This is a genomic window from uncultured Bradyrhizobium sp. (assembly GCF_936943645.1).
Taxonomy (GTDB): domain Bacteria; phylum Pseudomonadota; class Alphaproteobacteria; order Rhizobiales; family Xanthobacteraceae; genus Bradyrhizobium.
The window spans coordinates 32,094-44,986 of the sequence record NZ_CAKZJO010000052.1; the positions used below are offsets into that span (position 1 = coordinate 32,094).

Annotated in this window: 15 protein-coding genes; 8 read left to right on the forward strand and 7 right to left on the reverse strand. The window is 65.0% G+C overall.

Annotated elements, in window-relative coordinates:
• Genes Q0743_RS11025 through Q0743_RS11040 form a run of 4 tightly spaced genes read right to left on the reverse strand, consistent with a single transcriptional unit; the run spans position 1 to position 6,333 of the window.
• Complete coding sequence (locus tag Q0743_RS11025) at positions 1 to 915, reverse strand: ABC transporter permease (RefSeq protein WP_298241558.1); 915 nt, start codon at positions 913 to 915, stop codon at positions 1 to 3.
• Complete coding sequence (locus Q0743_RS11030) at positions 912 to 2,081, reverse strand: ABC transporter ATP-binding protein (RefSeq protein ID WP_298241559.1); 1,170 nt, start codon at positions 2,079 to 2,081, stop codon at positions 912 to 914. The genes Q0743_RS11025 and Q0743_RS11030 overlap by 4 nt, the downstream gene beginning before the upstream one ends.
• Positions 2,082 to 2,133: 52 nt before the next feature.
• Entirely contained in the window at positions 2,134 to 3,612 is a 1,479-nt protein-coding gene (locus Q0743_RS11035; protein WP_298241723.1) for a glycerol-3-phosphate dehydrogenase, read from the reverse strand.
• 36 nt (positions 3,613 to 3,648) lie between these two features.
• Positions 3,649 to 6,333, reverse strand: a complete 2,685-nt coding sequence (locus tag Q0743_RS11040; RefSeq protein ID WP_298241560.1) for an EAL domain-containing protein — start codon at positions 6,331 to 6,333, stop codon at positions 3,649 to 3,651.
• A gap of 202 nt (positions 6,334 to 6,535) precedes the next feature.
• Between Q0743_RS11040 and Q0743_RS11045 the strand changes: the two genes are divergently transcribed.
• On the forward strand, positions 6,536 to 7,639 hold the full coding sequence (locus Q0743_RS11045; RefSeq protein WP_298241561.1) for an NAD(P)/FAD-dependent oxidoreductase: 1,104 nt from the start codon (positions 6,536 to 6,538) through the stop codon (positions 7,637 to 7,639).
• A 129-nt stretch (positions 7,640 to 7,768) separates the two neighbouring features.
• Here the strand turns inward: Q0743_RS11045 and Q0743_RS11050 are convergent, their stop codons facing one another.
• Positions 7,769 to 7,948 carry a DUF465 domain-containing protein gene (locus Q0743_RS11050; protein WP_061880823.1) on the reverse strand — a complete coding sequence of 60 codons (180 nt, stop codon included), beginning with the start codon at positions 7,946 to 7,948 and terminating at the stop codon, positions 7,769 to 7,771.
• A gap of 330 nt (positions 7,949 to 8,278) precedes the next feature.
• Here Q0743_RS11050 and Q0743_RS11055 point away from each other — a divergent pair, with 330 nt between their 5' ends.
• From Q0743_RS11055 to Q0743_RS11065, 3 genes are all read left to right on the forward strand, one after another.
• Complete coding sequence (locus Q0743_RS11055) at positions 8,279 to 8,485, forward strand: DUF465 domain-containing protein (RefSeq protein WP_008546179.1); 207 nt, start codon at positions 8,279 to 8,281, stop codon at positions 8,483 to 8,485.
• Between the two features lie 109 nt (positions 8,486 to 8,594).
• Positions 8,595 to 8,813, forward strand: a complete 219-nt coding sequence (locus Q0743_RS11060) for a hypothetical protein (protein ID WP_298241562.1) — start codon at positions 8,595 to 8,597, stop codon at positions 8,811 to 8,813.
• Between the two features lie 22 nt (positions 8,814 to 8,835).
• Positions 8,836 to 9,087, forward strand: coding sequence for a hypothetical protein (locus Q0743_RS11065; RefSeq protein ID WP_298241563.1), 252 nt, complete (start codon positions 8,836 to 8,838; stop codon positions 9,085 to 9,087).
• Between the two features lie 2 nt (positions 9,088 to 9,089).
• Here Q0743_RS11065 and Q0743_RS11070 read toward each other — a convergent pair whose 3' ends face one another.
• Positions 9,090 to 9,725, reverse strand: coding sequence for a GGDEF domain-containing protein (locus Q0743_RS11070; RefSeq protein ID WP_298241724.1), 636 nt, complete (start codon positions 9,723 to 9,725; stop codon positions 9,090 to 9,092).
• Here Q0743_RS11070 and Q0743_RS11075 point away from each other — a divergent pair.
• From Q0743_RS11075 to Q0743_RS11085, 3 genes are all read left to right on the forward strand, one after another.
• On the forward strand, positions 9,631 to 9,861 hold the full coding sequence (locus Q0743_RS11075; protein ID WP_298241732.1) for a hypothetical protein: 231 nt from the start codon (positions 9,631 to 9,633) through the stop codon (positions 9,859 to 9,861). The two genes, Q0743_RS11070 and Q0743_RS11075, sit on opposite strands and share 95 nt — an antisense overlap.
• Positions 9,862 to 9,953: 92 nt before the next feature.
• The gene (gene purE / locus Q0743_RS11080; RefSeq protein WP_298241564.1) at positions 9,954 to 10,442 is read left to right on the forward strand and encodes a 5-(carboxyamino)imidazole ribonucleotide mutase; all 489 of its coding nucleotides are present in this window, start codon (positions 9,954 to 9,956) and stop codon (positions 10,440 to 10,442) included.
• Positions 10,439 to 11,545 (forward strand): 5-(carboxyamino)imidazole ribonucleotide synthase, encoded by a 1,107-nt coding sequence (locus Q0743_RS11085; protein ID WP_298241565.1) that lies wholly within the window; start codon positions 10,439 to 10,441, stop codon positions 11,543 to 11,545. Before purE ends, Q0743_RS11085 begins: the two co-directional genes overlap by 4 nt.
• Before the next feature lie 49 nt (positions 11,546 to 11,594).
• On the opposite strand, the gene aqpZ is transcribed toward Q0743_RS11085, so the two are convergent.
• Entirely contained in the window at positions 11,595 to 12,317 is a 723-nt protein-coding gene (aqpZ, locus tag Q0743_RS11090) for an aquaporin Z (protein WP_298241566.1), read from the reverse strand.
• 260 nt (positions 12,318 to 12,577) lie between these two features.
• Between aqpZ and rpsU the strand changes: the two genes are divergently transcribed.
• Complete coding sequence (gene rpsU, locus Q0743_RS11095; protein WP_014492442.1) at positions 12,578 to 12,874, forward strand: 30S ribosomal protein S21; 297 nt, start codon at positions 12,578 to 12,580, stop codon at positions 12,872 to 12,874.
• Positions 12,875 to 12,893 lie beyond the last annotated feature (19 nt).

The following is a 12,893-nucleotide window of genomic DNA, read 5'->3' on the forward strand; positions in this document are numbered from 1 at the left end:
CTACCTTCCCTGCTCCAGCTGCCGCTTCTGAAGCCGCTCGTACAGCAACAGCGGCAGCAGCAGCACGACGAGCAGCACGATGGCTGCGGCGGAGGCGACCGGCCAATCCTTGTTGGTGAAGAATTCGAGCCACAAGGTCTGGCCGATCATCAGCGAATTGGAACCGGCCAGGAGATCCGGAATCACGAACTCGCCGACAACAGGGATGAAGCACAGAAGTACGCCGGCGCCGACGCCGGGCAGCGACAGCGGGAAGGTGACAAGCCAGAACACCTGCCAGGGCGGAGCGCCGAGATCGGAGGCCGCCTCCTCCAGCACCGGCTCCATCTTGGCCAGCGTGGCGTAGAGCGGCAGGATCATGAACGGCAAATAGGAATAGACGATGCCGATATACATCGCAGTATCGGTGGAGAGCCACACCACGGGCCGGCTGACCAGATGCAGCGCCAGCAGGATCTGGTTGAGCAGGCCGTCATGCTGGAGGATGTTGATCCAGGCATAGATCCGGATCAGGAACGAGGTCCAGAACGGCACGATCACCAGCACCATCGCCACGGCCTGCCAGCGCTTCGGCAGCCGCGCCATGCCATAGGCGATGGGATAGCCGATCAGGAGCAGCAGGGCGGTGGCCGTGATGGCGACGGTCAGGCTGCGTACATAGGCAAACACGTAGATGTCGTCGGAGCCGATCAGCCTGAAATTGTCGATCGACAGTGCGGCAAAGGCCGCTTTCAGCGCGTTCCACCCTGCCGTCAGGTCGAATATCGGCTCGTAGGGTGGCTGCGCGATCGCGGTCTGCGACAAGCTGATCTTCAGGACGAAGGCGAACGGCACCAGGAAGAACAGCACCATCCAGACATAGGGCGCGATGGCGGCAAAGCGCGCCGGCCTCGCGAAGATGCGGCGGGCGCTCATGATTGCAGCACCATGCAATCGTCGGGCGTGAACCAGGCGACGACATGCTGGTTCAGGCTGTAGGCATCGACGTCGGTGCGCGCACTGTTGGCGACGGATGCCTGCACCATTCCGCCGGTGTCGAGCTTGACCTTGTAGGTGGTGGTGCCGCCGAGATAGCAGATATCGGCGATCACGCCGTCGAGACGGTTGATCGCCTTCTCACGGCCGGCTTCGCTCACCGGGCCGCGCCGCGACAGCTTGACCTTCTCGGGACGAATCGCGACGGCCAATCTTCCCGCGCCAACCGGCTCACGCGGCTCGGCCACCACCAGCGCACCCGCATCGCGCGTACCGATGACCAGGCGGTGACCGTCGCGCAATTTGGACTCGCCGTCGAACAGGTTGACGTCGCCGACGAACTCCGCGATCCAGCGCGAGCGCGGGGCCTCGTACAGCTCGCGGGGGCTCGCGACCTGAGCGAGCCTGCCTGATTTCATCACGCCGATTCTATCAGCCATCGTCATCGCCTCTTCCTGGTCATGGGTGACGATGATGAAAGTCATGCCGAGCCGGCGCTGCAGCTCCATCAGCTCGCCTTGCGTGCTCTCGCGCAGCTTCTTGTCGAGCGCCGCGAGCGGCTCGTCGAGCAGCAGGAGCTGCGGCCGCCGCGCCAATGCGCGGGCCAGCGCCACGCGCTGGCGCTGGCCGCCGGAGAGCTGGTCGGGCTTGCGCTTCTCGAGCCCTTCGAGCTTCACCAGCGCGACCATCTCCGCGACGCGCGTGGCGATCTCCGCGCGCGCCATGCCCGCGCGCTTGAGCCCAAACGCGATGTTGTCACGCACCGACAGATGCGGAAACAGCGCGTAGTTCTGGAACATCATGTTGATCGGGCGCTCATGCGGCAGCGCCTGCGCGATGTCTCTACCACTGAGCAGGATGCGCCCCTCGTCGGGCGCCTCGAAGCCGGCGAGCATGCGCAGCAACGTCGTCTTGCCGCAACCGCTCGGCCCAAGCAATGCGAAGAACTCGCCGGCCTTGATCTCGAGCGAGACGCCGTCGACGGCGCGGAACGTCCCAAACGTCTTGGCCACGCCCTCGATGCGCAGCAGCGGCTGGCCCGCGGCGGCAGCGTCTCCATCGGTCGCACCGATCGCAACATGCGTTTTGGGCAATTCGTCCGTCATGTTCCCTGCCAACCCCGATTCCGCCGCACGCTAACCGCCGATTGGCCCCAGCTCAACCGGTTCGGGATGGATCGTTCACGTCTGCCATAAACGCCGCCAGCGCATCGCGGTCCGCCGCGGTCGTGGTCAGGCCGAGCTTGGAGCGGCGCCACAGGATGTCCTCGGGGAAGCGCGCCCATTCGTGGCTCATCAAATAGCGCACCTCGGTGCCGGTCAGCTCTGGGCCGAAGGCAGGGCCGAGTTCGTCGCGGGTCTTGGCCTCGCCCAGCACTGCCGGCAGGCGCGAGCCATAGGCGGCGACCAGGCGCTGGGCCTGCGCTTCGGAGAGAAAGCGCCAGCGATCGCGCGCGAGGTCGATTTCGTGATCAAAGCGATCCCAGGCGAAATCGCCGCCCGGCAGCGGCGCGCCGGCCGTCCAGGGCCGCGACATCGGATAGAACGGCGTCAGCTTCGTCACCGCCCGTTCTGCGCGCAGGCGCGAGGTGGTGACGTCGCCGCCGAACATCGTGAGCTGCGGCGCCTTGCGCCGGCGCGCGTGGAACAGGGTCGTGCCGTCTCCGCGTCTTGCGGACACCGGCGTCAAATTGACGCCGGTGACCGCCCGCACCACGTCGGTCGGGCCGACACGCTCGCGGAAATAGCGGCTGGCGGCGTCGCAGAGATAGCTGACGTCGGCTCCTCGCATCGCGACGATCGCGGGATCGCCGGTGAAGTCGTGCGTGACCGTGCCGATCAGCGTGAACTCCCGCTCGAACGGGGATGCGAAGATCAGGCGCTCGTCGCTGTTCTGGAAGACGTAGACATTGTCTGAATCGAACAGCCGGGGCACGACGATCTGGCTCATTTGCATCGCCGCGACGGCGGGCTGCGGCTGGCGTAGCACCGTCTCCGCGACCATCGAGGTCCACGCTCCGGTGGTGTTGGCCAGCGCCCGGGATGTGATGGTGCGGCGATGGCCGCGATCGACGACCGCCAGCCGCCAGATGTCGGTGCGATCGGCACGCACGCAGCGCGCACCGGTCCGGATCGCAGCGCCACGCTCGACTGCATCCAGCGCTGTGAGAACCACCAGGCGGGAATCGTCGACGACGCAGTCCGAATATTCGAACGCCGTGCCAAACGGGCGCTTCAGCGCGTTACCGACCGGATGATGCGTGATGTCGAGGGTTGCCGATGGCGGCAGGCCGCCCCGGCCCGTGAGGCCGTCATAAACATACAGGCCGGCACGCAGCAGCCATGGCGGACGCTCGTCGGAATGCGCAGGGATCACGAAGCGCATCGGCCTAACCAGATGCGGCGCGATCCGGAGCCAGGTCCGGCGCTCGGCCAGCGCCCGGCGCACCCGCCGGAATCCGCGCCGCTCCAGCACCGACAAATCGCCGTGGATCAGCCGCGGCGTCGCCGAGGAGGCCGCGCCGCCGAGATCGCCCTGCTCCAAAAGGATGACTCGCAGGCCGCGACCGGCTGCATCGCGCGCGAGGCTGACACCGTTCAGGCCGCCGCCGATGATCGCAAGGTCGTAATCCGCCATGAAGCCGTCGAGAAGGAGCAAAGCGCCCCATCATCATTAGCCGGTCTTGAGCGCAAGCTCCATGACCTCGGCGCGGCCGACGAGACCGGCATATTTCCCGATCGGCAGCGGCTTGCCGAGCAGGTAGCCCTGGACGCCGTCGCAGCCCTCCTTGGCCAGGAAGGCGAGCTGCTCGACCGTCTCGACGCCCTCGGCGATGATCGACATTTCGAGGCCGTGGCCGAGATCGATCACCGCGCGGACGATCGCGGCCGATTGCGGGTTGCGGCCGAGATTGATGATGAAGGCGCGGTCGATCTTGATCTTGTCGAACGGGAACGCCTGGAGATAGCTCAGCGAGGAGTATCCGCTGCCGAAATCGTCCATGGAGATGCGCACGCCGAGCGCCTTCAGGCGGCGCAGCAGCGCAAGGCCGCGGTCGAAATCCTCGATCAGCACGCCCTCGGTGATTTCCAGCTCGAGCCGGCCCGGCGCAAGGCCGGTCTCGAGCAGGATCGAATGGACGAGGCCGACGACGTCGCCGTGCATGAACTGCGCCGGCGACAGATTGACCGCGACCTGGAGCGGTTTCGGCCAGGACGCCGCCTCGCGGCAGGTTTCGCGCAGGATCCACTCGCCCATCTCGACGATCAGGCCGCTTTCCTCGGCGATCGGGATGAATTCGGCCGGCGAAACCTGGCCGCGCACCGGATGCTGCCAGCGCGCCAAAGCTTCAAAGCCGATGATCTCGCTTTCGGCAACGCTGTGGCCGGCGACGCCTTGCGGCTGGAAGGCGAGCGAGAGCTCGCCGTTCTTGATCGCCATCGACAGGTCCTGGTGCAGCACGCGGCGATCGCGAATCTGCTGGTCCATCTCCGGCTGATAGAGGCTGATCGTGCCGCGGGACTTCTGCTTGGCGCGGAACAGTGCCGCACCGGCATTGGCGAGCAGCGAGGCACCGTCGGTGCCGTTGTGCGGGAAGATGGCCATGCCGGTGGTGGCGCCGGCGCGGACGGCCCGGCCGTCGATCTGGAATTCCTTCGCGACGGCCTCGCCGAGCTGCTGCGCCAGGGCAAGGCCCGCGTCCGGCTGCTTGCCGTCGATGATGAGGCCGAATTCGTCACCGGACAGACGTGCCACCACGCCGCCACGGGCGGAATCCTGAAGCCGCTGGGCCACCTCGATCAGCAGCTTGTCACCGAGCGCGTGGCCGAAGACGTCGTTGACCTCCTTGAGGCCGTCCAGGTCGACGCAGAGGACGGCGAACTCCTCACCCGTGCCTTCGCAGGCCTCGATCATCTGGGTCAGCGCCTGCAGGAAGGCGGCGCGGTTCGGCAAATCGGTGAGGCCGTCATGATAGGCCATGTGCGCCATGCGCGACTCGGTCTGCCGGCGGTCGGTAACGTCCTCGTGGGTCTTGATCAGATATTGCGGCTCGCCGGTCTCGCCGAGCACGGTGGCGCGGCGGGTCAGGAACAGCCGCAGGCCGTCCTTGGTGGAGATCGGGTGCTCCTCGGTGATCATCCCGCGTTTCTTGATCGCGGCCTCGTCGCGCGCGATGATCAGCTTGGCTTCCTTGGGATTGAAGATGTCGGACGCGGTCAGTCCCGTGGCTTCCTCGCGGCGGCGGTTGAGGATCGTCTCCGCGCTGCGATTGGCGAGCAGATAGCGGCCGTCCTTGACCTGCTCGACGATCAGCGCCACCGGAATGTTGTCCACCACCAGCTCGAGGAACTTCTTGGCGCTCTCCAGCTCCTTCGACAGCGAGCGGCGGTCGGTCACATCCTCGAACACCAGCATCAGGAATTCGGGCTTGTTGCTCTCGTTGCGGACCACGATCCGGATCGAGGCGACCATGCGCCGCTCGCCGCCACGGTCGACCTCGAATTCGTTGCGGAACTGGCCGTCCGGCGAATCGAGCGCCGCCCGATCGGTCGCCTCGATGCTGTCGGCCGAGGCGGATACGAACAGCTCGCGCGCGTTCTTGCCGACGACATGATCGCGCGAGAACCCCCAGAACCGCTCATAGGCGCTGTTGGCGAAGATATAGCGGCCGTCCTCGATGTTCTTGGCGGCCACGCAGGCCGGGACATTGTCCAGCACCGTTTCCAGGAACTGCTTGGTCGAAGCGAGCTGTCGCGACAGCCGGCGCTGCTCGCTGACGTCGAGATGCGTCGCCACCGAGCCGCCGTTCGGCAGCACGAAGTATTTCACCAGGATGGCCCGGCCGTCCGGCAGCTCCGTGATCAGGCCGTTGGTGCTGGCCGCCTTGTCGTAAAACTCGTCGTCGGAGACGCCGAGCACCCCGCGCTTGCGCCTGAGCTCGAGGAGCTCATAGCCGTTCATGTTGGCCCAGACGTCCGCGCGCGTCAGGCCGTAGATCTCGAGATAGCGGTCGTTGCAGAAGATGATGCGCCGCTGCGCATCCGTCATCACCACGCCCTGATTGAGATTGTTCATGGCGGAGGAGACGAAGGCGTTGCGGCGCAGCTGCAAACGCCGGGTCCGGCGCAGCGAGGAATGGATCCACAGCGCGATGGCAGCGAGGAAGGCGCAGATGACGACGCCCCCGATCAGCACTTCCCAGACCAAATTGGGGTCGAGCTGGCCGAGATAGCTCGGCGCGGCAAAGCCGTCCGACAGCGCAAAGGCGCGCGCGGGCGCAACCGTGCCGGCCAGGCACACAACGGCCTGCACAGCAATCGGAAGCGTGCTGCCCTCGTGCCAGTTCTTCTCAGCCATCAGCCACCCGCGATTTCAACGTCGGATTGTCTGGCTTCGCGGGTTTGGATCGGGTAAACGCCTGTACGCGCAACAGAAAAATGTGACGTGAAATACGGCAATTGCCCTGACATGATAAATTCTTCCTTAACGGAAACCGGCCCCGCAGCGTCCTTTCCGGGCCCGATGCCACCAAGGCTTCCAGCGGACACCCTGTACAACCATGGATAAGGTCGATTGCGTCGTCATCGGCGCGGGCGTGGTCGGGCTCGCGGTGGCCCGAAAGCTGGCACAGAGCGGGCGCGAGGTGATCGTGCTCGAGGCGGCCGAGGCGATCGGCACCATTACCTCTTCGCGCAACAGCGAGGTGATCCATGCCGGCATCTACTACCGCGCCGGGAGCTGGATGGCGCGCATGTGCGTCGACGGCAAGCACGCGCTCTATCGCTACTGCGGCGAGCGCGGCATCCCGCACAAGAATTGCGGCAAGCTGATCGTCGCGACCAATCCGAAAGAGACCGAGAAGCTGCAATCGATCAAGGCGCATGCCGAGGCCAATGGCGTGCTCGACATGCAGCTGCTCTCGGGCGAGGCAGCACACGCGCTGGAGCCGGCGCTCGCCTGCGACGCCGCGCTGCTGTCGCCGTCGACGGGCATCATCGACAGCCACGCCTACATGCTCTCGCTGCGCGGCGAAGCCGAGGACGCCGGCGCGGCCTTCGCATTTCACACCCCGCTGATCCGCGCCAAGGCGGCTGGCGGTGTCATCGAGATCGAGGCCGGCGGCGAGGCGCCCATGACCTTGCAATGCGACCTTCTCGTCAACGCCGCGGGGCTCTCGGCAACGACGGTCGCGCGCAACATCGACGGCATGCCGCTGGACCGCATTCCGCCGGCCTACCTCGCCAAGGGAAATTACTTCAGCTGCAATGCCAAGGCGCCGTTCTCGCGTCTGATCTACCCGGTGCCCGAACCGGGCGGGTTAGGGGTGCATCTGACGCTGGACATGGCGGGCCAGGCGCGCTTCGGTCCTGACGTCGAGTGGATCGAGACGATCGACTACGAAGTCGACCCGTCACGTGCCGAGCGCTTCTATCCGGCCATCCGCAAATACTGGCCGACGCTGCCTGACGGCGCGTTGATGCCGAGCTATTCGGGTATCCGGCCCAAGATCGTTCCGCCCGCGGTGGCCACTCAGGACTTCCTGATGCAGGGCCCGCGCGATCACGGCGTTGCCGGACTGGTCAACCTGTTCGGCATCGAATCGCCGGGATTGACGTCATCGCTCGCGATCGCCGATCACGTCGCCGAGCTCGCAGACATCTAGAGCCCAAGACAAGACTTGAGCGCCGCGCAAACATCTCTGCGCGGTGCACACCTTGCAGCAGGGATGAGCGCAAAGGCTCCCATCCCTGCGTGAAAGGGTACGATCAACTCTACGCTGTTACGGGGGTTACTAGTGGAGCGTGTCGCCGTGCTTCAGACGCTCGATCTGGTCCTTGACCATCAACTTCCGGCGCTTCAACTCAACAATTTGCAGGTCGTCTGTTGAAAGGTGCACGAGAGCTTCGTGCAATTCGTTTTCCAGAAGTTTGTGCTTCCGTTCCAATTCAACGAGATGTGCCTGAATTGTCATTCGAAACCTCCTCGGTAGGGTTGAACCTCAGGATTCGATCCGGACAAGGAAGTCTACATCACCGATTCGTTCTGTCGATGGGTATCCGTCGTCGCAGCGTCATTTTTGAAATTTCATATGTAACGAAGCGTGAGTAAAGGAACCACGCGGGAAAAATCCATGATATCAACGCGCTTGCGTGGCACCTCGGCCATCCGCAGAAATATGTTGCGGGAGATCGGCGAGCGGGGCCTGCAGATCGCTTGCGATCACGCCGCGCAAGGACGATAATTTCCACAGGGCATCCACAGCCCAGAGTCTCACGCCTATCGGTTTTCGGCCACCGCAGACATGACCAATGAAGACGAGCGTGAGCTCGAAGCCGAGCTCACCCGGTTGCAGCAGGAACACCGAGATCTCGATGCGGCGATCGATGCACTGCATCAATCGCCCGCCCCCGACCTGTTGCGGCTGCAGCGGTTGAAGAAGCGCAAGCTGTTGTTGCGCGACCGCATTGCGTTCATCGAAGACCAGATCACGCCCGACATCATCGCCTGATCCACAGGACCGCTCGCGGCGAGCGACTGCTTGCATCGAATCCGCTTGACTCGAAAAGAACAAAATAGGAACATTCAATCACCCCAGGAAACCGCCCGAGGACACGCAGATGTCGACGCCCGCCCTTCTCGACAACAGCCACTACGAACAGGCTTGCGACCAGGCCATCGCGATGTGCGACGGCAATCTGCGCAGCACCATCAAGGCGCTGATCATGGCCAACGAATATCTGGAAGCCGAACTCGAGGAATTGCAGGCGGCGATTTCCGCCGGCTGCATTCCGGATATCCCGCGCAGCAAGATGCGGAGCAAGAGCAGCGCCGCCTGATCTTCATACCCGGAGCAACGCCATGTCGGACGTGACCTACTACGTTGCAATGCCTTTCTTGATCGATGCCGACGGCTCGCCTGTCGCCGGTGCCGCAGAAGAATGCCAGAGCTCGACGGCCGCGTTGCGGCGCGCCGAGATCCTGGCACATGGCGCCGGCCACATCGGCGCAGTCGCGTTCAGCCGCAGCGGCGATCCCATGACCGGCGAGTTCGGCGACGCCACTCTGCTGCGCAGGTTCGGCAACGTGCCGGACGATCTGGCCACGCTGTAAGCTCAGTTGCTGACCAGCCTGATGCGCGGTTCGTGCCGCCGGTGCGCCTTGCGCACGTACATGGCGGCATCCGCCTCCTCCAGCGCGCGGCCCGCGTCGGATTGCGCTCCAAGAAGCGCGACACCGGCAGAGGCGCCCGCAGTCACATGCTGGCCGCGAAAGGTGAAAGACAATTCGTCGATCGCCTGCTCGAAGATGGCAGCCTTCGCCTTGGCGTCGGTCCCGCTGAGATTCCACAGCAGCAGCGCGAACTCGTCACCGCCCAGACGCCCGACCACGTCGGAGGCACGAACCTGCCGCGTCAGCGTGGCGGCAATCGCTTTCAGCACCTCGTCGCCGGCGCCATGACCGAATGAATCATTGATCGGCTTCAACCGGTCGACGTCGAGCACGATCAGCGCCCCGCTGGCGCGGTAGCGCTTCATGTAGGCGATGGCGCGCGCGAGCTCACGCTCGAAGCCGCGCCGGTTGGGAATCTCCAGCAGGAAATCGGTGTCGGCCGCAGCTTCCAGTTCCGCGACCCGGCGCTGCGCCTCCCTGAGCTTGGCCCGCAAGTCACGGATCGTCGCCCTGGCCTCGCTGGCCCCAGCGTCGCGAGATGCGCGCCGCCGCAGCGGCTTCGCCGCAGGCCTGGTCAGCCGCCCGGAGACGGCTTTGGATCGGCCGGCACTGGTTTTCCGGCCCTTTTTGGCCTTCGCAGCGCTCGCCCTTTTTGGTTTCTTCATGGGCATCCTGCTCAATGAAGGCTTGCGGGGATTCACCAAGACAGGATAGTGGATTCCCTTCTCCTTGCCACCGCCTTGCGAGCCGCCGGCCGGAACCGTTAATCTGGCCTATCTTTCTGTTTTTCGGGCACAATTAACGTCATGACCGCGCCGATCGCCATCATCATGGGAAGCCAGTCGGACTGGGACACGATGCGGCATGCCGCCGACACCCTCGCCGCGCTCGGCGTTGCCGCCGACACCCGCATCGTTTCGGCCCACCGCACCCCCGACCGCTTGTATGCTTTCGCCAAGGGCGCCAAGGCCGCGGGCTACAAGGTCATCATCGCCGGCGCTGGCGGCGCTGCACATCTGCCCGGCATGGCGGCGGCGCTGACCGAACTCCCGGTGTTCGGCGTTCCCGTCGAATCCAGGACGCTCAAGGGCCTCGATTCGCTCTATTCGATCGTCCAGATGCCCGCCGGCATCCCGGTCGGCACCCTCGCCATCGGCAAGGCCGGCGCGACCAACGCCGCGCTGCTGGCGGCGTCCGTCCTGGCATTGTCCGATCCGGCCTTGTCCGATCGCCTCGCCGCCTGGCGCAAAGCGCAGTCCGAGGCCGTTGCCGAGCGTCCGGAGGACAAGGCGTGAGCGATGCAAAGCAGGTGAAGCTGAAGCCCGGCGACACCATCGGAATCCTCGGCGGCGGACAATTGGGGCGGATGCTGGCGATGGCCGCGGCGCGGCTCGGCCTGCGCTGCCAGATCTTCTCGCCCGATCCGGACTCGCCGGCCTTCGACGTCGTCTTGAACGCGACCTGCGCCGAATATGCCGATGTCGAAGCGCTCGAACTGTTCGCGGGCGACGTCGACGTCATCACCTACGAATTCGAGAACGTGCCCTCGGCCGCCGCGATGGTGCTGGACGCCCGCCGCCCGGTGCTGCCCAATCGCAAGATCCTCGAGACCACTCAGGATCGCCTCGCCGAGAAGGATTTCGTCACCCGCCTCGGCATCGGCACCGCGGCCTATGCCGACGTCACTTCGGTGGCTTCATTGCGCGAGGCAATCGTCAGGATCGGGCTGCCGGCCGTGCTGAAGACCCGCCGCTTCGGCTATGACGGCAAGGGCCAGGCCATCATCCGCGAGGGCGACGACATCGCCAAGGTGTGGACCAGCCTCGCCACCAAATCGGCGATCCTGGAAGCCTTCATCCCCTACGAGCGCGAGATCTCCGTGATTGCCGCGCGCTCGGCCACGGGCCAGGTTGAGTGCTTCGACGTCACCGAGAACGAGCACCGCGACCACATCCTGAAAATATCCCGCGCGCCCGCCCCGATCCCGGATGCGCTCGCCGAGGAGGCGCGCAACATCGCCGGCAAGATCGCAAGCGCACTCGACTATGTCGGCGTGCTCGCCGTCGAGATGTTCGTGCTCGCAAGCGGCACAGGGCCCAAGGTGCTGGTCAACGAGATCGCCCCGCGCGTGCACAATTCCGGGCACTGGACGCTCGACGGCGCGTCCGTCTCGCAGTTCGAGCAGCACATCCGCGCCATCGCCGGCTGGCCGCTCGGCAAGCCCGTCCGCCACGGCGAGGTCGTCACCATGACCAATCTGATCGGCGACGAGATCAACGATTACGAGAAGTGGCTGAGCGTGCCGGGCGCGACCGTGCACATCTACGGCAAGGGCGCGCCGCGCCCGGGCCGCAAGATGGGCCATGTCACCGAAGTCAGGCCGCCCAAGGGCAACTGAATCCGAGCAACCGGGGACCGCAGCAGAAGCTGCGATCCCCACTTTGCAATCAGGCCGTCTTCACGCCTGCGACGACGCCGGCAGGCTCCTCGCTGAGCCAGCGATAGATCACCCCGCCCAGCGCGCCGCCGATCAGCGGTGCAACCCAGAACAGCCAGAGCTGCGCCGTCGCCCAGCCGCCGACGAACAGCGCGGGGCCCGTGCTGCGCGCCGGGTTCACCGACGTGTTGGTGACGGGGATGCTGACGAGATGGATCATCACCAGCGCAAGTCCGATCGCGAGCGGCGCGAAGCCCGCGGGCGCGCGGCCATGCGTGGCGCCCATGATGATGAACAGAAACATCATGGTCATCACCACTTCGGTCAGGAAGCACACGATCATGCTGTACTGGCCGGGCGAATGCGCATCATATCCGTTGGATGCGAAGCCCTTGCTGACGTCGAATCCGGGAGCCCCGCTCGCGATGACGTAGAGGAGCCACGCGGCGACGATCGCACCGGCCACCTGGGCGATCACATAGGGCAGGATCTGCCCGGCGGGAAAACGGCCGCCGGCGGCAAGACCGACGGTGACGGCCGGATTGAGATGGCAGCCCGAGATATGGCCGATTGCATAGGCCATGGTGACCACGCTGAGGCCGAACGCGAGGGAAACACCGACCAGGCCGATCCCGACCTGGGGAAAGCCGGCGGCGATCACCGCGCTGCCGCAGCCTGCGAATGTGAGCCAAAAGGTGCCGATGGCTTCAGCGGCGTATTTCTTGATATCCATGTGCCGTCCCCTACTTTCAAGGTTTCCGGAGCAAGGCTCCGGAAACGGCCCCACCCTTGGCGTCAAATCTCCCAAATCAGGGCCGCGCGGAGGTATTTTGCCCCATTTAATGGCTGAACTTGGCCCGAATCTCCGCTTGGCCGGTGGACATCCCTGGTTTTGTCTGATACATCCGCGCCCTCAAGGTTAAGGGCTTGCGCGTTTCGCCATCCCCTTCGTCTTACCAGAATTCAAATCCGATCCACTGAAGAGGATGCCGCGTGCAGGTTCTCGTTCGCGATAACAATGTCGATCAAGCCCTCAAGGCGCTGAAGAAGAAGATGCAGCGCGAGGGAATTTTCCGCGAGATGAAGCTCCGCGGTCACTACGAAAAGCCCTCCGAGAAGAAGGCCCGCGAAAAGGCCGAAGCCGTGCGCCGCGCACGCAAGCTGGCCCGCAAGAAGCTGCAGCGCGAAGGCTTGCTGCCGATGAAGCCGAAGCCGGTGTTCGGCGCAGGCCCCGGTGGTGATCGCGGCGGTCGCAGCGGCCCCGGTGCTGGTCCGCGCGGACCGCGCTGATCTTCCTAATCTTGCAGCA